General features: G+C 51.6%; 20 protein-coding genes. All 20 read left to right on the forward strand.

Going from position 1 to position 23,809, the window contains the following annotated elements:
- Complete coding sequence (gene bshA / locus JNE38_RS12930; RefSeq protein WP_203356916.1) at positions 1 to 1,116, forward strand: N-acetyl-alpha-D-glucosaminyl L-malate synthase BshA; 1,116 nt, start codon at positions 1 to 3, stop codon at positions 1,114 to 1,116.
- 121 nt (positions 1,117 to 1,237) lie between these two features.
- Positions 1,238 to 2,461: a CCA tRNA nucleotidyltransferase gene (locus tag JNE38_RS12935; RefSeq protein ID WP_203356917.1), complete on the forward strand. Its 1,224-nt coding sequence runs from the start codon at positions 1,238 to 1,240 to the stop codon at positions 2,459 to 2,461.
- Positions 2,451 to 3,434 (forward strand): biotin--[acetyl-CoA-carboxylase] ligase, encoded by a 984-nt coding sequence (locus JNE38_RS12940; protein WP_203356918.1) that lies wholly within the window; start codon positions 2,451 to 2,453, stop codon positions 3,432 to 3,434. The genes JNE38_RS12935 and JNE38_RS12940 overlap by 11 nt, the downstream gene beginning before the upstream one ends.
- A gap of 260 nt (positions 3,435 to 3,694) precedes the next feature.
- Positions 3,695 to 4,555, forward strand: a complete 861-nt coding sequence (panB, locus tag JNE38_RS12945; RefSeq protein ID WP_203356919.1) for a 3-methyl-2-oxobutanoate hydroxymethyltransferase — start codon at positions 3,695 to 3,697, stop codon at positions 4,553 to 4,555.
- Positions 4,552 to 5,412 (forward strand): pantoate--beta-alanine ligase, encoded by an 861-nt coding sequence (gene panC, locus JNE38_RS12950; protein WP_203356920.1) that lies wholly within the window; start codon positions 4,552 to 4,554, stop codon positions 5,410 to 5,412. The genes panB and panC overlap by 4 nt, the downstream gene beginning before the upstream one ends.
- 29 nt (positions 5,413 to 5,441) lie before the next feature.
- A complete protein-coding gene (gene panD / locus JNE38_RS12955) occupies positions 5,442 to 5,825 on the forward strand; it encodes an aspartate 1-decarboxylase (protein ID WP_203356921.1) in 384 nt (127 codons plus the stop codon).
- A gap of 78 nt (positions 5,826 to 5,903) precedes the next feature.
- A complete protein-coding gene (locus JNE38_RS12960) occupies positions 5,904 to 7,382 on the forward strand; it encodes a tetratricopeptide repeat protein (protein WP_203356922.1) in 1,479 nt (492 codons plus the stop codon).
- Between the two features lie 88 nt (positions 7,383 to 7,470).
- A complete protein-coding gene (gene dinG, locus JNE38_RS12965; RefSeq protein WP_203356923.1) occupies positions 7,471 to 10,374 on the forward strand; it encodes an ATP-dependent DNA helicase DinG in 2,904 nt (967 codons plus the stop codon).
- 42 nt (positions 10,375 to 10,416) lie between these two features.
- Positions 10,417 to 11,313, forward strand: a complete 897-nt coding sequence (locus JNE38_RS12970; protein ID WP_203356924.1) for a ComEC/Rec2 family competence protein — start codon at positions 10,417 to 10,419, stop codon at positions 11,311 to 11,313.
- Positions 11,314 to 11,327: 14 nt separating this feature from the next.
- Entirely contained in the window at positions 11,328 to 11,951 is a 624-nt protein-coding gene (locus JNE38_RS12975) for a redox-sensing transcriptional repressor Rex (RefSeq protein ID WP_203356925.1), read from the forward strand.
- Between the two features lie 17 nt (positions 11,952 to 11,968).
- On the forward strand, positions 11,969 to 13,273 hold the full coding sequence (locus JNE38_RS12980) for an amidohydrolase (protein WP_203356926.1): 1,305 nt from the start codon (positions 11,969 to 11,971) through the stop codon (positions 13,271 to 13,273).
- Between the two features lie 382 nt (positions 13,274 to 13,655).
- On the forward strand, positions 13,656 to 14,351 hold the full coding sequence (locus tag JNE38_RS12985; RefSeq protein WP_203356927.1) for a hypothetical protein: 696 nt from the start codon (positions 13,656 to 13,658) through the stop codon (positions 14,349 to 14,351).
- 29 nt (positions 14,352 to 14,380) lie between these two features.
- A complete protein-coding gene (locus JNE38_RS12990; protein ID WP_203356928.1) occupies positions 14,381 to 14,863 on the forward strand; it encodes a cell wall elongation regulator TseB-like domain-containing protein in 483 nt (160 codons plus the stop codon).
- Positions 14,864 to 15,033: 170 nt separating this feature from the next.
- Entirely contained in the window at positions 15,034 to 15,561 is a 528-nt protein-coding gene (locus tag JNE38_RS12995) for a hypothetical protein (RefSeq protein ID WP_203356929.1), read from the forward strand.
- Positions 15,554 to 17,071: an AAA family ATPase gene (locus JNE38_RS13000; RefSeq protein WP_203356930.1), complete on the forward strand. Its 1,518-nt coding sequence runs from the start codon at positions 15,554 to 15,556 to the stop codon at positions 17,069 to 17,071. The genes JNE38_RS12995 and JNE38_RS13000 overlap by 8 nt, the downstream gene beginning before the upstream one ends.
- A 235-nt stretch (positions 17,072 to 17,306) precedes the next feature.
- Positions 17,307 to 19,727: a WIAG-tail domain gene (locus JNE38_RS13005; protein WP_238933635.1), complete on the forward strand. Its 2,421-nt coding sequence runs from the start codon at positions 17,307 to 17,309 to the stop codon at positions 19,725 to 19,727.
- A gap of 179 nt (positions 19,728 to 19,906) precedes the next feature.
- On the forward strand, positions 19,907 to 21,196 hold the full coding sequence (gene asnS, locus JNE38_RS13010) for an asparagine--tRNA ligase (RefSeq protein ID WP_203356931.1): 1,290 nt from the start codon (positions 19,907 to 19,909) through the stop codon (positions 21,194 to 21,196).
- 121 nt (positions 21,197 to 21,317) lie between these two features.
- Positions 21,318 to 22,013, forward strand: coding sequence for a DnaD domain-containing protein (locus JNE38_RS13015; protein WP_203356932.1), 696 nt, complete (start codon positions 21,318 to 21,320; stop codon positions 22,011 to 22,013).
- A gap of 128 nt (positions 22,014 to 22,141) precedes the next feature.
- Positions 22,142 to 22,564, forward strand: a complete 423-nt coding sequence (locus JNE38_RS13020; protein WP_203356933.1) for a hypothetical protein — start codon at positions 22,142 to 22,144, stop codon at positions 22,562 to 22,564.
- Positions 22,545 to 23,732 carry a glycosyltransferase family 4 protein gene (locus JNE38_RS13025; RefSeq protein ID WP_203356934.1) on the forward strand — a complete coding sequence of 396 codons (1,188 nt, stop codon included), beginning with the start codon at positions 22,545 to 22,547 and terminating at the stop codon, positions 23,730 to 23,732. The genes JNE38_RS13020 and JNE38_RS13025 overlap by 20 nt, the downstream gene beginning before the upstream one ends.
- Positions 23,733 to 23,809 lie beyond the last annotated feature (77 nt).

The following is a 23,809-nucleotide window of genomic DNA, read 5'->3' on the forward strand; positions in this document are numbered from 1 at the left end:
ATGAATATCGGGATCACTTGTTATCCGTCATTAGGCGGATCAGGCGTCGTTGCCACGGAATTAGGCAAATTGCTGGCGGAGAGAGGCCACCAGGTGCATTTTATCACCTCGGGAATGCCGTTTCGCCTGGGCGCTTTTCATCCAAATATCTTTTACCATGAAGTAGAAGTAAACCACTACGATGTCTTTAAATACGCGCCGTACGACCTGACACTGGCCAATCGCATGGCGCAGGTCGCGCAAAACGAAAAGCTGGATCTTTTGCACGTCCATTATGCGGTGCCCCATGCTCTGTGCGCCTTTCTGGCGAAGCAGATGGTGGGCGATCACCTCAAGATCATGACGACCCTGCACGGGACAGACATCACCGTGCTAGGCTACGACTCCAATCTCAGTGATATGATCCGGTTTGGGATTGAGCGAAGCGATCTTGTGACGGCAGTTTCCAAGGATCTGATCCGCCAAACCAACGAATTGCTCCATGTCGAAAAGGAAATTGTACCGGTGTACAATTTTGTGGATAAAAGACGTTATTATCCGAAAGATGTCCGTGAGCTGAAGAAAAAGTTCGCCCCGAAAGGCGAGAAGATTCTCATGCACATTTCCAACTTTCGCCCTGTAAAGCGGGTGCCGGATGTGATCGAGATCTTTGCCAAGGTACGGGAGGAGATGCCTTCCCGCCTCATTTTAATCGGCGAAGGGCCGGAGATGGGTCTGGTCCGCAAGATGATCGCCGAGAAGGACCTGACAGGGGATGTCTGTTTCTTAGGCAAGCAAGAGGATGTAGCAGAAGTGCTGTCACTGGCAGATGTCATGCTCTTGCCATCCGAAAAGGAAAGCTTTGGTCTGGTTGCGCTGGAAGCGATGGCTTGCGGTGTCCCTGTCGTTGCTTCCACGGCGGGTGGAATACCGGAAGTCGTCCTGGACGGAGTGACGGGCTACCTGCGACCGATCGGAGATGTCGAGGGGATGGCCAAGGAAACCATTCGACTCCTGCGCGACCAAGAGCTGTACGACAACTTTTCGCGAAACAGCATCCAACGCTCCTGTGAAACGTTTTGTCATGAAACAATCGCATCTCAATACGAAGCACTCTATGCAAAAATCCTCGGTTAGCGGTGCACACTGCTTTTCGTCATCTGATGGATTTTTGAAATGAAAATAAACAACCCATACAAAAATTTCATCAGAAATTCCTCCTTTTGTAGGCGGACGGACGGAAATGGAGGGAGAGAACATGAGAAAAGAACTGGCGGTCACGATACTGCAAACACTGGAGGCACATGGCTTTGAAGCCTATTTCGTGGGTGGCTGCGTCCGCGATTGGCTGCTCGGAAGACCCGTGCACGATATAGATATATGTACGAATGCCCATCCTGGCGACGTGATTCGTCTCTTTCCCGACCATGTTCCGACTGGACTCAAGCACGGGACGGTTTCTGTGAAAATGAACGGACATTTTTTTGAGGTGACGACGTACCGGACAGAAGGAAAGTATGAGGATTATCGCCGTCCGAGCGATGTGCAGTTTGTCGATGAGCTCAATCTGGACCTTCAGCGGCGAGACTTTACGATGAATGCCATGGCTATGGATCTCAAGAATGAACTGCAGGATCCATTCAATGGGCGAGAAGATTTGGCGCAGCAACTCGTCCGGGCGGTAGGGATACCCGAAGAAAGATTTCAAGAGGATGCCCTTCGATTGCTGCGAGCTGTCCGATTTGCCGCGCAGCTCGGATTTGCGATCGAGACGAAGACACTCGCAGCGATGAAAGCGACCGCTCCCTATTTGTCGCATATTGCCGTGGAGAGGGTAAGGGAAGAGCTGAATAAAATGCTGGATAGCGCATCGCCGCAGCAGGGCTGTGAGTTGTTGACAAAGACAAAGCTATTTACGCATGCGCCACTGTTGGAACGGCTGTTCGAACGGGCAAGCAAGCAGGCGTGGAGGCTCGTCCATCTCAACCAGGTGACGCAGAAATGGTCCTTGCTGCTGTATGCAGCTGAGCTTGGCGAGGAAGCCTCTCGCAAGGTTTGCCAACAGGTACGGATGTCCAAGCGCGAGACGGAAGAAATATCGACATTTGTACGCCTGCTGCATAGCATCAAACCGCAGTGGGATTCCCCAAGCGAACTGATTTGGGGGCCGATTTTGCTCGATGTGGGATGGGAGACGAGCTGCGAGCTGGCTCGCATCCTAAAGGCCATCTGGTGGAAGGACCAGAGAGAAACCTTCATGGAGAAGGTCCAAGAGGCTTTCGAGAAAATGCCGGTGAAAACAGTGAAAGAGCTTGCTGTGACCGGACTTGATTTGCAGGTGGCATTGCAAAAAAAGCCGGGAGAATGGATATGGCGTGTTCTCAATCACTTGTTGACCCAAACAGCCTTGCATGGTTTGCCGAACACTCAGGAAGCCTTGATCGAGGCTGCGAAGAAAGAGGTTGCACGGAATGAATATTAAGCAGGTCATCCTACAGGCGTTTCACGATCATCCGGGAGAATTCATTTCCGGTGAAGAATTGAGCCAGACCTGCGGCTGCTCGCGGACAGCCGTATGGAAGCATATTGAGGAGCTGCGCAAAGACGGCTATGAGTTTGAAGCAGTGCGCAAATCGGGCTATCGACTGCTGGTTGCTCCGGATCGCTTGTCTGCTGCAGAAATAACTGCCGGTTTGCAAACAAAACGAATCGGCCAGCATGTCTTGGCACATGATGAGGTGATCTCCACCCAACCCCTCGCCCATGAAGCGGCTGCACGAGGAGCAGAAGAAGGGACCCTGGTGTTGGCGGAGCAGCAGACTGGCGGAAAGGGGCGTCTGGGCCGTCAGTGGCATTCGCCGAAAGGGACAGGTATCTGGATGAGCTTGATCGTACGCCCAGCCATTCCTTTGCCCAAGACGCCTCAGATGACTCTCTTGACAGCAGTCAGTGTGGCACGGACAATCAGGGAAGAAACGGGGCTGCCTGTTAAAATCAAATGGCCCAACGATATTTTTATTGGCGATAAGAAAGTGTGCGGGATTCTGACGGAATTGAATGCTGAATCAGACCGAGTCAACTATTTGGTCATTGGAATCGGCCTGAATGCAAACAGTGTGGAGGGTGACTTCCCCCAAGAGCTGGCTGAGATCGCGACATCGCTGCGGATTGAGGCTGGCGAACCTGTGAAACGAGTGCGCTTCATTCAGCAATTTTGCCGTCATTTTGAGGAAGAGTACGATTATTTCCTGCAGCACGGATTTGAACGGATCAAAGCAGAGTGGGAAGCCCATTCGTACACAATCGGGCGGTGGGTGAACGTCCAGACGATCTCCCAGAAGCTCGAAGGACGAGCCGTTGCGCTGGATGATGAAGGTGTATTACTGGTGGAAGATCAGTATGGCGCTATTCATAAAGTGTATTCAGCCGACGTCAATTATCGTGCAAATCCGTAAATCTTCTGCTATACTCCATAAAGTGGAGGCTGTATCACATCGTGAACGGTACTCCGGGAGTATTTTTTAGTCTTATTGCGAATAGCTAAATGAATCACGTATGGACAAGAATCTGCTCAGAGCCTGTGAGGACCGAGACAGAAGGATTCCGCATCGACGTATGATGTCTCTTTGGCATGGACAACCTTCTCCCGCATCCCGGCGAGAAGGTTTTTTGATTCCATTTGCCCACAGGTTAGGTGCGTACAGAGGTGAAAAGAATGGCAAATGGCAGACCGATTACCACATCCGACATTCGAAAAAAGAAAGAAGCGGGTATCCCCATTACGATGATGACCGCCTATGACTTCCCATCCGCCAAATTGGTGGAGGAAGCGGGAGTGGACATGATATTGGTAGGGGATTCGCTCGGGATGGTCGTCCTAGGGTATGACTCGACGATTCCCGTTACGATGGAGGATATGATCCACCATACGAAAGCCGTTACCCGTGCGGCTAAAAAAGCGTTCGTCGTGACAGATTTGCCTTTTCTCAGCTATCACGGCACGCTGGAAGAAGCCATCAAAAATGCGGGGCGCCTGATGCAGGAAGGTTCTGCAAAGGCCGTCAAAATGGAAGGCGGAAAAGAACTGGCACCCCTCGTGACACGCTGTGTGCAAGCGGGAATCCCGGTCGTCGGCCACATCGGCTTGACCCCGCAGTCTGTCCACCAGCTCGGCGGGTATAAAGTGCAAGGACGCGATCTGGCACAAGCGGAGCGACTGTTAGAGGATGCTTTGGCACTGCAGGAAGCAGGGGCATTTGCCATTGTCCTGGAATGCGTGCCACAGGAAGTCACGGGAATGATCGCGAAAAAACTGGAGATCCCAGTCATTGGCATTGGCGCTGGGGTGACATGCGATGGACAAGTCCTCGTCTTCCATGATGTAGTGGGCTATGCTTCCCAAATTACACCGAAATTTGTAAAACGCTATACGGACATCGGAAGTGCGATCCGCGAGGCGGTAGCAGGTTATGTGAAAGATGTCGAGGAACGGCGCTTTCCGGCTCCGGAGCATGTGTTTCACGCTTCGGAAGATACGATTAAACAGCTGTACGGCGAAGGAGTTGCCCACTCATGATCCAGACCTTAGAGCAAATTTCAACCATTGCAGAAATGCGCGTTCATATAAAAGAAGCAAGACGCCAGGGGAAAACCATTGGCATGGTGCCGACGATGGGGTACCTGCACGAGGGACATCTGAGCCTCGCGCGTGCAGCGAAAGAGAATTGCGATGTGGTTGTCATGAGCATTTTTGTCAATCCGCTGCAATTTGGTCCCAATGAAGACTTTGAGCGTTATCCGCGTGATATCGAGCGCGACCGAGAGCTGGCAAGATCGGCAGGTGTGGATTTCCTCTTTACTCCAGAAGTGAGTGAGATGTACCCAAAACCGATGCTAACCAACGTATCTGTTTCCCATGTAACGGAGCTGCTCTGCGGGAAATCCCGCCCCGGTCATTTTGATGGCGTTGCGACAGTGGTGACAAAGCTTTTCCAGATTGTTCAACCGGATTACGCCTTTTTTGGACAGAAGGATGCTCAGCAGGTAGCAGTGGTATCGCAAATGGTCGCTGACTTGTCCATGCCTGTACAAATCGTCCCATGCCCGATCGTTCGGGAAGCGGATGGGCTTGCGATGAGCTCCCGGAATGTGTATTTGACTCCGGAAGAGCGCGAGGAGGCTCTCGTGCTGTCTCGAAGTTTGAAGCAAGCGGAGGCTTGGCTCTACGAAGGTGTGGCGCTGCGTGACATCCAGGAGCGCATGATCGCCATGATCTCGGAAATGCCGCTGGCGGCTATTGAATATGTCGAGGTGCTTCGATACCCTGACTTGGTCCCAGTCGAGCAGCCCACACCGGGAGAATCGATCATCGTGGCATTGGCGGTCCGTTTTGGAAAGACGCGCCTGATTGATAACTTGATCACCAGCATCTGAGATTTTGTGAGACTTGGGAGGAATGAGCTGTGCTGCGCACAATGATGAAGGCAAAGATCCACCGCGCTACCGTAACAGAAGCGAATTTGAATTACGTCGGCAGTATTACCATTGATAAAAACATCCTGGATGCGTTGGATATTTTGCCAAATGAGAAAGTGCAAATCGTCAACAACAACAATGGAGCCAGGCTGGAGACGTACGTCATCGAAGGTGCACCTGGCAGCGGGGTCATCTGCTTGAACGGGGCGGCTGCCCGTCTTGTGCAGGAAGGGGATATCGTGATCATTATCGCCTATGCCATGATGACGGACGAAGAAGCTCGCACCTATAAACCCCGCGTGGCTATCATGGACGAAAAGAATCAAATCAAAGAAATGCTCGGGGAAGAAATTCACGCGACCATTCTATAACCCGGCCGTTATCTGCATAGAGCCACCCGCCTTGTGAGACAATGAAAGTACTCACGCCTCATAGGGGGTGGCTTTCGCGTGAAAATAGAAGATTGGTTCCAAACGCTGCGTTCAAAAGCGGAAACGATCGAAGAAAAATGGTCGGATGCGACAGAGCAGGAGAGGCTGCAGCTTGCCGATCAATTGTTCTATTTGCGTCAAGTTAGCGATACTGTCGTCGACCTCTGGCTGCAGTTTGAAGAACGACTGTCCATTGCCATTCGGCGGATCAAGCAAATGGAAGGTCAGCTTCCGGTGGATGACAAGCATACTCAGGTAGCCGTGACAAACGAAACTTCGGACAAGGACTCGTCGCAAAGCGAGGTGGCTTCAGCTCCACTCAAAAAAGGGAAAGAAAGCACAAGTGAGCTGAAAGAAGCCAATCCGTATGATCCCGTGTTCCGTCGAGGAGAGGGCTTTTATCATCTGCGCATGTTTCAAGATGCAAAAAAATGCTTTGAGGAACTGATGCAGCATGCCCCGGATTGGGAGAGCGGCCGATTGTACTACGCGTACAGCTTGTTGTTCTGCGAGGAGCAGGAGCATGCTTTTCGGGAATTTCGTCTATTAAGCCGTTCCGCGAGCTCTCCTACGGTCGTAGCGAGCAGTTTCAATGCGATCGGGTGCATACTGGCCGAAGAACAGCAGTGGCTCGAGGCGGCGCAAGCCTTCAAATCTTCACTCGAGATAAAGACGGATCAAGAAGAAGCTCGCTATAATCTGGCCTTGTGCTACCTCAAGGACGGCGATGCCCAGGAAGCGCTGGATGAAATCGAGAAGTGCCTGCAAAAGGATGAGGATGACTGGGAATCCCAAATGCTATGGCTTCGGGCAGCGCAGCTGCTGCAGTCGATGGATGAGTCCGCTGAGCTTGCACCGCCTTCTCCCATACAATTGCCGACCCGAGACCTGGATACCGATACCTTGCAGGAAATGGCAAGCTTGTACGAGTCGGTAGGCAATTATCATCGTGCCCAGATCTGCTACCACTTCTTGACGGAAAGGCTGCCCCGCGAAGGCTGGGCTTGGCATGGACTCGCCTGGAACACGTGGTTGATCGCAGGGACGAAGCGCGCATTGACCTTGATGAAGAAGGCCATCAGCCTTGCCCCCGATCAGGATGATTTTACTTTTAGCTACGGCTGGATGCAGCTCTTTGACGGGAAGATCGATGAGGCGGTCCGAGCTTTCCGGCAAATGCTGGAGAAAAATAGAGAGAATCGCCTCGGCCAATCGGGGATGATCTCCGCCTATGAAAAGATGGGCGAGTATGCTGCGGCCAAACGCATGGCCAAAGAGTTCACGGAAGATCAGGAACCGTATGTCCGTTCGCTTGGCTATTTTCATTTGGGGCGTCTGGCTGTAGTCGAGGAAAACTGGCGAATGGCGGAGCAGTACTTTCAACGTACTCTGCCGCACATCAGCCAGCTCCGGGAAGTGCCGATCTATATGCAGCTGTGCGCAAGCAAACTAGGGGAACAGACTTCTGTGAAAGAACTGCTTCAGCCCGAACTGTGATGAAAAAGCAGGAAAAACCCTCGCCGTTGCCGAAGTGTGAGGGGGGAGCGGATGCAAGGATCCGCCCAGGTTACGAGGTGACAAACGTTTGAATCGATTACTGGTTGTAGACTTTGAAACAACGGGAAGCCATCCGCGCCAAGGGGACAGCATTATCCAGATCGGAGCAGTCGCCATCGATGATGGACAGGTGACTGACAGCTTCTCCACCTTGGTGAATCCCGGACAGGCCATCCCGCCTTTTATTACACAATTAACGGGGATCACGGACGAAATGGTAGCAGAGGCGCCCTCCCTCGAGGAAGTCTTTCCACGGCTTCTGAGATTGCTGGATGGAAGGGCATTCGTTGCCCATAACGCGAGCTTTGATCTCCAATTTTTGCAAGAAGCCCTGCTGAGTCAGGGCTATTATGCGTTTGACGGCTATGTACTGGATACGGTCGAGCTTTCACGCTTGCTGATGCCTACTCAGAACAGCTATCGACTCGGCGAATTGGCTTCTGATTTGGAAATCGAGCATGAAAACCCCCATCAGGCGGACAGCGACGCAATGGCCACGGCTCAACTGTTTCTTCATCTGATGGACATTTTGGAAAACCTGCCGCTGGTGACGATTCAGAGATTGCAAATGCTGGTATCCTCCTTTCGTTCGGATATAGATGCCCTCTTGCGCTTTGTGGAAATGGATAAGATGGCTGCAATCCCGCTGTTGGATGAGGAAAGTGGTCCGAATGAGCCTTCAGGAATGTGGGATATATACCGGCAGCTCGCTCTTCGCAAGCGGGAAGAAAAAGGGACCGTTTCATTTCAGCGACCTGCGAACGCTGAGAGCTCTCTTGCTCCCTTCCCAGAGATGCTGGAGGGGGTCCTGGGCGAACAGGGAACCATGCCGCAGCACGTGTCTGGCTATCAACGCAGAGAGGCGCAGGAAGCCATGATGCATGCCGTGTTTGAGGCCATGCAGGACGGTACACACTTGCTCATCGAAGCGGGGACGGGAACGGGGAAATCACTCGGCTATCTGCTTCCAGGAATCATTTGGGCCAAGCAAAATCAGCAGCAGCTGATCGTCAGTACCAACACCATTCAACTGCAAGAACAATTGTTTCATAAAGAAATCTTGACCTTACAGCAAACGCTGCCATTCGATTTCAGTGCGTCCACGCTAAAAGGACGAGGCAACTACCTGTGTCTGCGGAAATTCGAGCAGGCGCTGGAGGAGCCGGTGGAAGGAAGCAGCCAGGAAATGCGGTTGGTCAAAGGTCAGATGCTGACGTGGCTGACGCAGACCCAGACGGGGGATGTGGAAGAGCTGAGCATGCCGCCCACGGGCCAGCTCTTTTGGCAGCAGGTCAAGAGCGACACAGGCTCCTGCTTGAACAGGGCATGTCCATGGTTCAGTCGCTGTTACTACTTTCAGGCCAAAGATCGGGCGAAAGATGCTGATGTCCTGATCGTCAACCACGCCTTGCTCATGAGCGATTTGCAAGCAGAAAACAGGATTTTACCGCCCTATCAGGTGGCGATCATCGATGAGGCCCACCATCTCGAGGATGCGGCAACCCAGCACATGGGCAAGCAATTTTCCACGTCACAGCTGTTGTTCTTGTTCGATCGGGCTTCCGTCGACGCAGGAGGGGCTATCTCCCGCCTTGCTGAGGAATGGGAAAGCTGGCTTGGGGCGCCGCAGAGCTTCGTTTCAGAGCAAATGGAAAAGCTCAAGCAGCTGCATCCCCAATTGAGAGACAAAGCACAGCAGTGGACACAGCTGTTGTACGCATGGGCTTCGGGTCGGGCGGAAGAGACAATGGATGCAGGTAGAGAGACCGTCCGCTATCGTGTGGAATCCTTTACAGGCAAACAGGAGCGGATCAAGAAAACGACGCGCAAGCTGATCGATAGCATGACTGCTTTTGCCGAAGCACTGGAGCAGCTCGTGCAAGGGATTCCGAGTGAAGAGAAACCGCCATTCTCCATCCGAAGCCTGCGAACGGACCTTTTCGGACTATTGAATGAATGGCAGAAGGTTGTCGAGCTGCTCTATTTCTTCTTGCTCGAACAAGACCCCCAATACGTGTACTGGATGGAAGTGGAGTCGAGGACGGCACGCAAGCATGTCCATCTATCAGCCGCATTGCTAAAAGTGTCCGATTCCTTGTCTGAACCGCTCTTTGCCCAAAAGCAGAGTCTGATCCTCACTTCCGCCACGTTGACGGTGAAAAACAGCTTTTCCTACGTCATGAGCCGCTTCGGATTGGAGGAATTGCCGCCATCGCGCGTCCGTACCTTGTCTCTGCCGTCTCCGTTTGCCTACGAAGAGCAAGGGCTGCTGCTGATTCCTGCAGATTTCCCGGCCCCAGGAAAGGAAAACGAGCATACGTATCTGGAAGCAGTGGTGCAAGGCTGCATCGATGTCGTGACGGCTTCCAAAGGCAGGACATTGATCCTGTTCACATCGCATTCGATGCTGCGCCTCGTTTATCAGGCTATGAAGGAACGCTTTGCGAATTCCGATGAGTCGTATACCCTTCTGGGACACGGCATCGACAGCAACAACCGAAGCAAGCTGGTAGGGTTGTTTCAAACCATCGAGAGAAGCGTGCTGCTCGGTACCAGCAGCTTTTGGGAAGGAGTGGACATCCCCGGGGAAGCCTTGAGCTCTCTGGTGATCGTGCGGTTGCCGTTTACCCCTCCCAATCATCCTGTTTACCAAGGACGTGCTGAGCTGCTCAAGACGGAGGGGAAAAATGCTTTCATGTCGATGGCATTGCCGCAGGCCGTCATCTTGTTCAAGCAAGGGGTCGGGAGGTTGATCCGCCATCATCTCGATCGCGGGGTTGTCATCGTGTTTGACACACGGGTCGTGGAATCCAGATACGGGCGTTCCTTCCTGCAATCGCTGCCGCCTTACCGCGTAGAGAGTGGTCCGTGGCCGGAATTGCGCGAGCGGATCGAGGCATTCCTCGGTATGCCGTCCCTGCTTGACTCATAAAATGAAAGCAATAGTCTCCCACGGATTTAGGTGATAAAATAGATGGGATGGAAAACAAAATGGCAATGGTTACTGCTGGGGATTTGTGCTGCCTTTCTCTTGGCTTACTCACTCGATCACCGGTCACAGACTGCCGTGAAGGTGGAGGATCCTTATGCCAGTGAGAGCGAGCAAGACTTTCTCGGACTTGTCATGACTTATTTTGCACTTCCACATGGCGAAAGCACGTTAGTCCGCTTACCCGGTGGCAAGACGATGCTGATCGATACGGGAAGCGCAGAGGATTGGCCCGTTTTGTTTGAACGATTGTCTGAACGAAAATTGACGAGGCTGGACTTTGTCGTGATCACAAACGATCAGCCGGAGTACGCTGGAGGCTATGCCCAGCTGACTTCGCAATTTTTGGTGGACACAGTGGTCGTACCCAAGCTGATGGAGCAGACGATCATGCGTGCCATTCCTCTCCGTCCTTCCCAGAAGCGGATTGCCGTCGCAAACCAAGGGGAATGGAAGCTGGGGGACGAAGTGAGCATGCAGGTTTTGCTGCCTGAAGAACCCCTTTTTTTATCGCCGCAAAACAATTCCCTCGTCTTTCGATTACAGCATGGCAAACTGCGTTTTTTGTTTACCAGCGGGATCAATGAAAAAGCGGAAGAGCGCCTGCTGGAACGCCACGCCGATCAGTTGAATGCAGAAGTGCTGCAGGTGGGGGACCAAGGAAGCAATCAAGGCTCTTCCCAGCCTTTTCTGACGCAGGTAGATCCGCAGGTGGCTATTATCCAAACGGGCAAGCTGCGGGATGATCGAAGGGAGAGTCATTCCGAAGTGCTGGAGCGACTCGGCGAATCGTGGGCCGAAACGTACATGACGAGCCACGATGGAAGCATCACGATTTTGTCAAATGGAAAAGACTATCGGATATTGAAGCAAAAGAAATAAGGAGGAGACCGAACGTGGCCAAACACGAAAAGATTTCGGAAGCGGTCGTCCGCCGTTTGCCGATTTATCTGCGCTACCTCAGCTATTTGCAGCAAGTGGGAGTGGCTACTGTCTCCTCGGGGCAGATGGGCAAAAATTTGGACGTCAACCCGGCACAAATTCGAAAAGACCTAGCCACGTTCGGGGATTTTGGCAAAAAAGGGATTGGCTACGATGTCAATTACCTGGTGGAGAAAATTCGCCAGATTCTCAAACTCACCGACGAAATTCGGGTCGTACTGGTTGGCGCCGGGCACTTGGGGCATGCGATCAGTAATTACAACGCTTATTTGAAGGATAACATGCGGATTGCGGCTATTTTTGACTGTGATCCCGGAAAGCTGGGAAAACAGGTTGCAGGGATACCGATCCAGCCTTTGGAAGAGCTGGCAGAGACCATCGCCGACTTGCAGATCAAGCTGGCGATCATCACGGTTCCCGCACCAGCAGCGCAATCCGTATGTGATCAGTTGACTGAAGCGGGTATTAAAGGGATACTGAACTTCGCACCGACCACGATTCGTGCCGGCAAAGATGTCCGAATCCATTACGCAGATGTGACATCCAATCTGCAGAGCTTGGCTTATTACTTAACGTAAAAGAACGGAGTGTATTCATGAAGAAAACGATCCTGATCCATGCCACTGTGATTACCGTAAACGACAGCAACGAAGTCATTCACGATGGAGCTGTCGCTTTTGAAGGGGACACCATTACGTATGTGGGCCCAACCCCTGAGGATCTTTCCGAAGCAGGCTACGACGAAGTGATTGACCAAAAAGGGGATTATCTCCTTCCAGGTCTGATCAATACACACGGACATGCCGGGATGTCACTCTTGCGCGGTTATGCGGATGATTTGCCTTTGCAGCAATGGCTGGAGGACAAAATGTGGCCGCTGGAAGCCCAGTTTACCGCGAATCACGTGAAATGGGGCACACAGCTTTCCCTGATCGAGATGATTCGGACAGGTACCACTACATTTGTGGACATGTACGATCACATGGATGAGGTGGCCAAGGCGGTTGATGCAGCAGGAATGCGCGCACGTCTGTGCCGCGGGATGATCGGTCTGTGCTCGGAGGAAGAACGACAAGCGAAGCTGAAGGATGCGACTGCATTTGCCAAGGAATGGCACAATCAGGCTGATGGCCGAATCACGGTCATGATGGCTCCGCATGCTCCTTATACGTGCGATCCGCAGTTTATCACGCAAATCATCGAAAAGGCAGACGAGCTTTCCCTGCCTTTGCACATTCACATGTCGGAAACAGCTTGGGAAGTGGGCCAAAACGAACGGGATTACGGTCTGCGCCCTGTAGCTCATTTGGAAAAGCTGGGGATGTTCAACCGTCCTACGCTGGTGGCGCATGCTGTGCATTTGACGGATGAAGAGATTGACATTTTGGCAAAATACCAAGTGAAAGTCTCCCATAACGTCGTAAGCAACCTGAAGCTGGCCAGCGGAGTGGCACCGGTGCCGAAAATGCTGGCGAAAGGCGTAAGCGTATCACTCGGTACGGACAGCTCGGCAAGCAACAACAACTTGAACCTGTTTGAAGAATTGAAGCTGGCCGCAATCCTGCATAAAGGCGTAAACAACGATCCGGTGGCTGTACCCGCGGAGGAAGCGCTGCGTATGGCGACGCGCTACGGTGCAGAAGGCGTGTTCCAAGCAGATACCCTCGGGACGATCGAAGTGGGCAAAAAAGCTGACCTCGTCGTTTTGGATAGCCATCAGGCGCATTTTCATCCCGCGCATGAGCCGATCTCGCATGTGGTGTACGCTGCGAATGGCCGCGATGTAAAAGACACGATCGTAGCGGGCAAGTACTTGATGCGCAATCATAAGCTGCTCACCATCGATGAGGAGCGCGCGATTTTTGAAGCAAACCGCGTGTTCCAGACATTGAAACGGTAAAAGGCTCCTGTCAGGTGTGGACAGGAGTAAAAAGAGTAAGGTGTAGGTAGGGGAAATTGGGTACAACAACATCAACATGCCGTGTTCATTTTCGCCACAACTCGGTCAGGGGATGATGACGAAAATGAAGGGTGGGTGTGTGTGACGAGTTACGCAGTGGTGAAGACAAGGATGCCCAGGAGACGCGGTATTCCTGTAACAAAAACCCTAGAACGTCAGGAGATGTCGTTTGCCCAGAGCTCTTCACGCGCTCACCTCCTCGGGGTGTACATGTAGTATGACCGCACAGAGCCATGCTATGATTAGCAACATTTCCGTCCCGTTCTAAAACCTTCCCGTATAGCATAGGCTTAGACAAAAACCGGGACAGGGGGATGTGGACATGTATGTCCGGCCCAAGCTGCTTTGGTGGCTCGTTCCCATCTTTCTCAGTCTATTCTTCATTGGCATCGCTTTAGGGTCAATGGGGACACAGGGCGACATGAGAGGGGGACGAGTCATGGAGCATGGATCAAATGCAGGAATTCCTTCGGTTACACTGCCTGAACTTTTGGACCAGCTAACAAAAGAACAAGAGCGGACATTCGTCGTTTATATGCAGAATCAAGCTTTGAATGGCAAATATCAGAATGAGAGCTTTGAGTTGTCCGGTGAAATCGCAGGACACAGATTGGAAATATCCCGTAACGCCGAACAGAAAGTAAACGTAGTAATAGACGGGCAAACGCAGCAACATACCTCTCTGCCGTACGCGCTATACACTCCGCATGAGCATGCGAACTTGATTAAAAGCGTCCTGCATTCCGTGAGTCCTCAGCCTGTACAAGACCCGAGCGGTCAAGGCTGGAGGGGATTTCGGCTGTCTATGCCTGCGAGCGAAGTCACGTCCTTGCTCGCCCTTTGGCTAGGCCCTTCTTTTTCCATCGAGGAGCTGACGCCAGAGTTGGCCAAGGGAATAGGGGTGACGTATCAGCTTTGGTATGAGCCTGCCACGGGGGACATCCGGCAGATGGATATGGAGTTGCAAATGAAGACGGGTACAGGGGAGAAGCGCGACGAACTGCGATTCCGCCTGTAACCTCATGAAGAAAAAGGAGTTATTGAACTGTGGCTGTAAGATTAATCGCGGGGGTAATCGCCGCATTGCTGCTTGTAGGAGCGGGCTTTACCTACCATCTGACCTCTTCTGTCGTCGGGGAACGAAGCAGCTTTGATGACCAGGTCATGCAGTGGGTTCAGGAACGCACGACGATCAGCCAGGTTGATTCGATCGATGAATACAGAGGGAAACAAAGCTACGCTGTCGTTCTGGGGAAGAACAATGCGGGAACGCCAGTGGTGGCTTGGCTGACGGACAAGACTGCTGCCTTCGACCGAATGGATATTGCGGTACCGCGTAAAAACGTGGAAGCTGCTGTACTGAAAGGCTTTCCGCAAGCAACGATCACCCATATCGTGCCTGGCATAGAAAATGAGCAGCGATTTTGGGAAGTCACGCTGCAGGATAAGGATGGACGGTTCCATTATCTGCACTATGACCTATTTAGCGGCGCTTTGCTTGCTTCGTATGTATTGTCCCCGACATCGTGATGAGGGATGTTTGGATCAGACCTTTCCTGTGGGAAAGGTCTTTTTTTGATCCCATTTTCCATCGCACATGGCAGGACAACCAAGAACTGTATAAAAAAATGATATACTCATGTGATATACTGATTGCGTTGAAGAGAGAGATTAGAACGTACTTGCAGGGGGGAGAAGCTGTGCAATTGAAAAAGGGAACAATTGGAATGTCCTTGGTAGCGACACTCGCTCTCCTGTTCGGAGGATGGTTCCTGTATCAGAAGATTGAGATCGAGGAACCGATCCGTACAGAAATTGGACAGTTGCAATCGGCGTCATTGGCGCATTTGGATGTAGGTAAAGACCGTATTGAAATAGATTTGAAAGTCACAAAGCCTGAAGCGTTCCCGCAGGAATATCGTGAGCTGCTGGAGATGACTTCGAAGCTGTCGGAGGGCAAGCAGGTCGTCATTTCTGTAGACAACCAGTCAGCTGATTTGAAAAACATTTGGACCAACGGCCAGTTTGTTTTCACGGAGGCGATGGAGCTGCATCAGTACAGCCGAATTCCTCAGCTGGTCGGACAGTGGAAAAAGGAGCATCAGCTTGATGCGGCATCGGCCTTGATGGATGACAACAACATTTACGTTTATTTGAAAAAGGGAACGGAGGATTTCTACACGATCGTTCCCCGAACCATGGAAGATGAGGTGACGGCTCGTGGGTAAAGAGTTACTGATCGGAATCGTCCCCGGGATCTTGATCTTTCTGCTTTTTTTAGGGGTGAACATCACTCCATTTGTCCTGTTTGCACTCGTGATCGGGGCTATTTTTTTCCTCATCTCGCGTCAGCAGGGCGGTCAGGGTAACAACTTTGCTCTCGGAAGCAAACGGAAACAGAGCAAACACGTTGTTCCCAAAAGCGATATTCAGTTTGCGGACATCGGCGGCCAGGAGCGCGCCAAAAAAGAACTGAAAGAAGCGCTGGACTTTCTGGTGTACAAGGACAAGATCGAGCAATACGGCATTCGCCCGATTAAAGGGGTCTTGTTGACTGGGCCTCCGGGGACGGGTAAGACCTTGATGGCAAAGGCAGCTGCCAACTACACCAACTCTGCTTTTATTGCCGCCTCTGGCTCGCAGTTTGTGGAGATGTACGTAGGGGTAGGTGCACAGCGCATTCGCGAGATGTTCAAAGAAGTCAAAGGCATGGCTGAAAAAAACGGTCAGGACAGCGCGATCATCTTCATCGATGAGATCGATGTCATCGGGGGGAAACGCGACGGCCAACAGCAAAAAGAGTACGATCAGACGTTGAATCAGCTGCTGACAGAAATGGACGGGGTCGCTACAAGCGACAAGCCTCGTGTTCTCGTGATGGCTGCTACCAACCGCAAAGACATGCTGGATGCAGCGTTGCTGCGTCCGGGGCGTTTTGACCGACACATCAATGTGGATTTGCCGGACAAGCCTGCCCGTGAGCAGATTTTGACGATTCATACGGCGAACAAGCCACTGGGTGCGGATGTTGTCTTGGAAAAAGTCGCGCAGGAGACGTTCGGTTTTTCCGGAGCACAGCTGGAGAGCGTGGCCAACGAAGCAGCCATTTACGCGATGCGTGACAATAGCAGCAAGATAGAGGCCCGACACTTTGCCTATGCGGTAGACAAGGTGATGCTTGGCGAGAAGGTAGACCGTGAAGCGTCTGCGGAAGAGAAAAAGCGGGTTGCGCTGCATGAATTGGGACACGCGATCGTAAGTGAAATGGTGCGTCCCGGCTCGGTGTCTCAGGTCACCTTGAGCCCGCGTGGTCAGGCGTTGGGTTACGTACGTCAAAATCCGATGGAAGACCGCTACTTGTATACGAAGGACGCGATGGAAAAGCAGATCATGGTAAGCCTTGGCGGTGCCGTGGCAGAAGAGATCTACTACGGCGGCCGCAGTACGGGCTCCAAGAATGACTTCGAGCAAGCACTGGGTATGGCGCAGGAAATTGTGCAGAGCGGGATGTCCCGTTTGGGTATCGTCCATCTGCAGTATGTAGATAAAACACGCATCCATGACGAGGTTGAGCATCTCTTGGAAAACCTGCTGGAAAGAACGCATGAGATTCTCGGCAAATGCGATAATGTGTTCAAGAACAGCCTGCAAACCTTGCTCGATTCGGAAGTTCTGCAAGGGGATGAATTCCGCGCATTGCTCGCACAGAACCAATCGAAGGAACATGTAGCTGTATAAGCAAAAACCCGCTTGGCCTAATCGCCGGCGGGTTTTTTGTTAGGCGCAGCATTAGTTCCATGACTTTCCCCTAGAATGCCACACTATTCTCTCAGAATAACGGATAAGAGGCGCATCTTTCGCTGGTATGTGCTGCTCCATGTGGAAACTTTTTTTCTCTTGGGTACCCAACGCCTATTTTGTTGAATAACCTACAAAAGATACGGGATAGACTTCAGGAGGCAAGGAGACTTCTATGGCAAACGTAAATCGGAGAAAGCTAAACAAAAATTTAGGGAAGACGTTCAAGCAAAGTCCCTCTGAAACGGAGATTCCACTTCTGCAGACGAATCCAGACGTGGATTGGCTCAGCGCTTTGGAGGCAGAGCTGCTCGATGTAGAACGCAATGCTCCGCAACAGCCTGCACCCAACGTATCCAAGAGCAGCCAAACTCCTCCCCCCATGCCCAAAATCCCCAAGCAGAGTGTTTCCTCCAATCAAACAACCTTTACGAAGGTGATAAAAGAACGCAACGATGACCGGGTCAGATCCTTTGTGTACACGGACGATTTGACGGATCAGTCCGTTACCAGTGAAAAAATCGCCAACCGTGCGATTGATGCTTCCAAAGTAAAACCGGGAACCGTGGACACTTCTCTGCTGAAGGATTATGCCGTGGATAGCAGCAAGCTTGCGGATCAAAGCGTCACGTCCAATAAAATCGCTCCTCTCGCCGTTCAGAGTGAGCACATTGGAAGAGGCGTCATCAACAGCGAAATGATTCAGGACCGCTCGATCTCGGGTCATAAGCTGCTCAACAACAGTATCACTGCTGACAAATTGGCAGACAAAGTGATCGACTCCGTGAAGTTTGCCGAGGGAGCCATCCAGAGCAAACATATTCAAGAGCAGGCGATCACGACGGAGCTGGTACAGGATCAGTCCATTACCTCCGCTAAGATCAAGGTTGGCGAAATTCAAGCAAGGCACTTGGCCAATTACGCAATCAATTCGGTCAAATTGGAAGATGGGGCTGTCACAACTGAAAAACTTCGGGATGCAGCTGTGACGTCGGTGAAAATCGATGATGAAGCAGTCGAATCACATCACATTCGGGAAGGCGTGATTCTCCATCACCATATTGCGGAGCAAGCCATCGATGAAAGCAATCTCGCCCCGGGATCGGTAACGGATGTCCACATCGGCTTCCAAACGATCTTTAGCCAGCATTTGCACCCTGAGGCCGTGACAAGCGACAAGATCAGCCCGTATGCAGTCCTGACGGAACATTTGGATCATTCCAGTGTCACCTCTGAAAAAGTAGCACGGGAATCCATCAGCAGTGTGCATCTGCAAACGTCAAGCATCCAGACCACACATCTTCAGGATAATGTCGTCACAACCAAGAAGATCGGGGATCAACAGGTGACTTCATCCAAGCTCGCCGACAGATCGGTTACCAACGAAAAGCTGGCAAACAGGAGCGTATGGAGCCACCATTTGCTGGAAGAGTCCGTTGAGATGAAACACGTGGCAGACGGAGCGATCACGCATGAAAAGCTGGCGAGGAAATCCATCGAAGAGCAACATTTGACGGATCGGCTCATCGGCCCTTCTCATTTGCGCGAGTACGCTGTGCAAACGCTGCATCTTTCCGATCACGTGGTCACGACCTCCAAACTCGCTCCGGAATCTGTCTCAACCGATAAAATCACGGAGCTAAGCATCGTCACGACAAAACTGGCTGACTCGGCCATAACGTCCCAAAAGCTGGCGGGAGACGCAGTAAAAACCCGTCATCTGGCAAAAGGCTCTGTGACCGGGGAAAAGCTGGCGGAAAAGGCAGTGACAGCTCAGCATCTGGCTAGTCTATCCGTGCACAATGAGCACCTGCAGCCCAAGTCCATCACCAAGGAAAAATTGCAGGACAACAGCGTGACGCGTGACAAATTGGTGGATCGGATCATAGATGGCAACAAGCTCGATCTGCAAGTGGTGACAGGTGATCACGTTGTTCTGGAGAGCCTGACCAGTAAACATTTGGCGGAAAACAGCATTACAGCCGCAAAATTGGCTCCGCAAGCAGTCGAGACAAAACATATCGCCAATCGTGCGATCACACAGGAGAAGCTCGCGGACGGGATTGTGACTTCAGAAAAAGTGGCTCCCGGGGCGATTCATGATTCCCATCTAACGGACAGAAGCATTTCACCTGATAAGCTCACGTTCCAGCCGATTGTAACCAACAGACGACTGGGGATTACTCAGCAACTGTTTGGCTTCACCCACTATCGCATGGAGGAAAACCAAAGGACTGTCGATGTAAAGGTTAGACTTCCGGTACCTTTTGCAGATGAAAATTATTGCATCGTGGCGATGACCAATCAGTCAGGAATGGGAGCCTCCCTCAAAAAGGCGATGAAAGCATCCGCCATCATCACGGTTTTTCGCCTGGAGGATACAGCGGAGGCAAACGGAATTCTACAGTGGATTGCGCTTGGCGAAAAAGGGACGGCGGCTGACGCTGAAGAAGAAGACATGGAAGAAGATGCATATTGGACCGATTCGCCAGAAGCCGCTGAGCAGGAGGACATCGACTGGGGAGAAGATAGCACGGAAGGGACGGCAGAGCTGGTTCAAAACGATATGGATCTGGCGGAAGAATCAAATGACTGATCATACGAAAATGCCTTTCTGCCATGAGCAGGAAGGTGTTTCTTTTTGTTTTCATAATGTTATTATGGTAAACTGTACGACAGGAGTCTTTCATTGAATTTGCCAGACCCCGATAGTATAATTGTTAGGTATACCTAGTCTGCTATTGTCTGGGACGGTAAATGGAGGGAAATGATCCGATGTTGACGACGATTGCCCAAGTAGGGCAGCATGTTGGACAAGAAGTACGTATGGGCTGCTGGCTGTATAACAAGCGCGGCAGCGGGAAAATCCAGTTTCTGCAATTGCGTGATGGCTCCGGATTCATCCAAGGCGTTGTCGTAAAAGCAGAAGTAGCGGAAGATGTTTGGGAAAAAGCATCGAAACTGACACAAGAAAGTTCTCTTTACATAACAGGTGTGGTACGGGCTGATGACCGTGCACCGAGCGGATATGAATTGACAGTGACGGGTGTGGAAATCATTCAGATCGCAGAAAACTATCCGATTTCCTTGAAAGAGCATGGCGTTGACTTTTTGATGGATCACCGCCATTTGTGGCTGCGCACGCCACGTCAGCGTGCAGTTATGGCTGTTCGATCCGAAGTGATTCGCGCCATGTACGAGTTTTTCCAACAAAACGGTTTTTACAAAGTCGATCCACCGATTTTGACTCCGACTTCCGCAGAAGGAACAACGAACCTGTTCCACACGAAGTATTTTGATGAAGATGCGTATCTGTCCCAATCCGGACAGCTGTATATGGAAGCAGCGGCAATGGCACTGGGCCGGGTATACTCGTTTGGACCGACCTTCCGCGCAGAGAAGTCGAAAACCCGTCGCCACTTGATTGAGTTTTGGATGATCGAGCCGGAGATGGCGTTCGTGGATCACGAAGAAAACCTGCGCATTCAGGAAGCATTTGTGTCCCATGTGGTTCAATCTGTTTTGAAAAACTGCCAACTGGAACTGAAAACGCTGGAACGCGATACAACCAAGCTGCAAAACGTGACCGGCGCGTTCCCTCGCATCAGCTACGACGATGCGATCAAGCTGCTCCAGGAAAAAGGAAGCGACATCAAGTGGGGCGATGATTTTGGGGCTCCGGATGAAACAACCATTGCCGAGCACTTCGACAAGCCGGTCTTCATCACGAACTATCCGACAGAGATCAAGGCTTTCTATATGAAGCCGCATCCTGAACGTCCGGAAGTCGTGCTCTGTGCTGACCTGATCGCGCCGGAAGGATACGGGGAGATCATCGGGGGAAGCCAACGCATTGACGATCCTGAGCTGCTGGAAAAACGCTTTGCCGAGCATGAGCTTTCCGAAGACGCTTATCGCTGGTATTTGGATCTTCGCAAATACGGCACGGTTCCTCACTCCGGCTTTGGGCTGGGGCTGGAGCGTACCATTGCGTGGATTTGCGGTCTGGACCATGTACGGGAGACCATTCCGTTCCCTCGCATGCTGTACCGTCTCTACCCATAGTTTTCTAAGCATAAGATTACACCCTGTTGCTGAAGGGCAGCAGGGTGTTCCTATTGTTGTGACACGATGTTAGAGTTTCTGCACTCCCTTGTCATTCCTACACAGAGGTGAAAAAAGCTTTATGGATTCTCAAATATTGCAACTGTTGCAAGAAGGTGCAACATCCGTCTCCAACCTGCTCTTGAAAATGTACAAGCGAATGTCGCTCTCGGATGACGAGATGATGCTGCTCATCCACCTGCTCTCATTTCAACAGGAGGGGAACCGTTTCCCGACTTTAACGGAGCTGGAGGAGCGGATGTCCATGTCGAGCATGAGACTGATTCAATCGCTGCAAAAGCTGCTGAAGGAAGATTGGATTAGCATTGACGAATTTATCGACCCCCAAACCGGGATGCGGCATGAGCAATACAATTTGACGCCTTTGTATCGGAAGCTGTACCAAACCTGGCGAGAGCAGCAAACGGATCCGCATTTGATGGAATCGATCAACGAACCGTTCCGGCAAGCAGCCGTCTCCCTGGATGAAGAGCCCGTGGCAATCTACGGACGGTTTGAACAGGCATTCGGTCGCCCGCTTTCTCCGTTTGAGCTGGAAAGCATCCATATGTGGACCGGACCGGACGGGTATTCAGAAGAGTTGGTATTGACCGCCTTGCGCGAAGCTGCCACCGTCGGGAAGCTGCATATTCGCTACATCGATCGGATTTTGCTCGAATGGCAGAAGCAGCAAATCACCAGCGTGGAAGAGGCCAGACACTACAGCATGAATTTTCGCCGACAATCCATATCGAGAGACAACCGACAACCGCTTTGATTGAATTCAATCAAGCGGTTTTTTCATTGCCTTCTTAGGGGATACGTACCCATTTCGCGTCTCCGTCATAACCTATACCATAAATGCGCGTTGCTCTGCAGGGGCAACAGAGTTGGAGGGAATGGCTTGTGGATAAAAAGAAGAAGTGGGATTTGCCTCATTGGGTAATGCCAGGCGTATTCTCTGGCAACTATGTAGTGGATGAGGCAGTTGAACGGATATCCATTGTAAAACCGACGGATAAGGGATTGGTGCCAGCGAACGATACGCCTGCAGAGACGAGAATCGAAATTGCTGCCGAACAAACTTCGCTGCCGCAGACTGAGCAACCGATTGAAATCATACTTACCCAAAAAGAATCTGTCCTTCGTGATCAAGTGGAAAAGCTAGAGCTGGAAATTACCGCTGTAAAGGAACAGCTCGTCTCCTGGGAAAAACGGTTCAAAGCGCTGGAAGAGGCACAAACCAAAGAGCTTCAATACTTATATCAGGTGGTTCTTGCCCTGAAAAAGGAGTGGGAAAACGAGCGAAATGAAGATCGCCATCATTAGCCCGGGGCCATTCTCCGTTCCACCCGTCAAAGGCAGCTCTGTTGAGCACGATATCGATGAAGTGACCAAGATGATCGAGCCGGAGCATCAGGTCACCATTTATACAAGAACCTGCGCGACGTACCCGAAATCAGCGGTGGTGGATAACCGGGAATTCATCCGCTTTCCTTACAAGGGGCCTACGCCCTATTTGCGTCGAATCATCAAACACATTCGCAAGAGAAAGCCGGATGTCATCATGGTGGAAAACCGACCGACCTATGTGCTTGCCCTGAAGCGGCATTTTCCCAAGATCCCGGTTTTCGTCAACATGCACTCTCATGTCTATGCTTCCAATGGCATGATCAGCAAAGAAAAGATGAAGAAGGTAGTACGTCTCGCCTCAGGTTTTTTTACCAATAGTGAATTCCTGCGTCGTCATTTTATGAAAGCCTGTAAGATCCCCGCTCATAAAATCCACGCCGTTCATCTGGGTGTGGACGTCAGCCCGTATCAAGTGGCAAAAATCCATTTCTCAATGCGTAAGATGCGCAAACAACTCGGCCTTCAGCCAGAGGACCGGGTCCTGTTTTACGCCGGGAGGCTGATGCGTGCCAAAGGGGTGCACGTATTGCTGAAGGCATTTCGGGAGGTCAGCGAAAAGGACCCGCTGGCACGGCTCGTGATTGTCGGAGGTACGGGCTATGGCAGCAACCGGCTGAATCCGTATGTGAAGGAATTGAAAAAGCTGGCGAAGCCGCTGGGCGACAAGGTCAAATTTGTCAAATTTGTTCCGAGCGCACAGATGCCGCTGTACTATCAGCTGGGTGACATCGTAGCCACTCCATCGGTATGGCAGGAAGCATTCTGCCGCGTCAATCTGGAAGCGATGGCTTCCGGAAAGCCTGTTATCACGACGCCTCGGGGCGGAATCGGCGAGGTCGTCACCCATCATGCAAGCGGATTTTTAATACCGCCGAAAGATTGGGGAAAAGAACTACCTGTCATTTGGGAGATTCTTTGGGGGATACCGGAGATTCGAGCTGAAATGGGAAAAAATGCATTGATGAGAGCCAAGCAGTTTTCATGGTACGCGACGGCACAAGGGTATCTGGAAGTCTTTGAGAAAGTCTGCAAGAAACAAACTTCCTCGTCTCCAGCCGATAAACCGCTTCGTAAAACTGGCTAAAAGACAGCCATTCACGCTAGGTTGCCGCCCTTTCTTTCACCACGTTGGACGCCTGCCCTGTCCTGCAAGCAAGAGAC

Origin of the sequence: Brevibacillus choshinensis, assembly GCF_016811915.1 — a bacterium.
In the GTDB taxonomy this organism is placed as follows: domain Bacteria; phylum Bacillota; class Bacilli; order Brevibacillales; family Brevibacillaceae; genus Brevibacillus; species Brevibacillus choshinensis_A.

Excerpts from the sequence above, each read along its gene's own strand:
- JNE38_RS13005 (WP_238933635.1), top strand. The coding sequence starts at position 17,307 with ATGGCAAACGTAAATCGGAGAAAGCTAAACAAAAATTTAGGGAAGACG.
- panB (WP_203356919.1), top strand. The coding sequence starts at position 3,695 with ATGGCAAATGGCAGACCGATTACCACATCCGACATTCGAAAAAAGAAA.
- panC (WP_203356920.1), top strand. The coding sequence starts at position 4,552 with ATGATCCAGACCTTAGAGCAAATTTCAACCATTGCAGAAATGCGCGTT.
- JNE38_RS13015 (WP_203356932.1), top strand. The coding sequence starts at position 21,318 with ATGGATTCTCAAATATTGCAACTGTTGCAAGAAGGTGCAACATCCGTC.
- JNE38_RS12935 (WP_203356917.1), top strand. The coding sequence starts at position 1,238 with ATGAGAAAAGAACTGGCGGTCACGATACTGCAAACACTGGAGGCACAT.
- JNE38_RS13025 (WP_203356934.1), top strand. The coding sequence starts at position 22,545 with ATGAAGATCGCCATCATTAGCCCGGGGCCATTCTCCGTTCCACCCGTC.
- bshA (WP_203356916.1), top strand. The coding sequence starts at position 1 with ATGAATATCGGGATCACTTGTTATCCGTCATTAGGCGGATCAGGCGTC.
- JNE38_RS12985 (WP_203356927.1), top strand. The coding sequence starts at position 13,656 with ATGTATGTCCGGCCCAAGCTGCTTTGGTGGCTCGTTCCCATCTTTCTC.
- JNE38_RS12980 (WP_203356926.1), top strand. The coding sequence starts at position 11,969 with ATGAAGAAAACGATCCTGATCCATGCCACTGTGATTACCGTAAACGAC.
- JNE38_RS12940 (WP_203356918.1), top strand. The coding sequence starts at position 2,451 with ATGAATATTAAGCAGGTCATCCTACAGGCGTTTCACGATCATCCGGGA.
- asnS (WP_203356931.1), top strand. The coding sequence starts at position 19,907 with ATGTTGACGACGATTGCCCAAGTAGGGCAGCATGTTGGACAAGAAGTA.
- JNE38_RS12970 (WP_203356924.1), top strand. The coding sequence starts at position 10,417 with ATGGGATGGAAAACAAAATGGCAATGGTTACTGCTGGGGATTTGTGCT.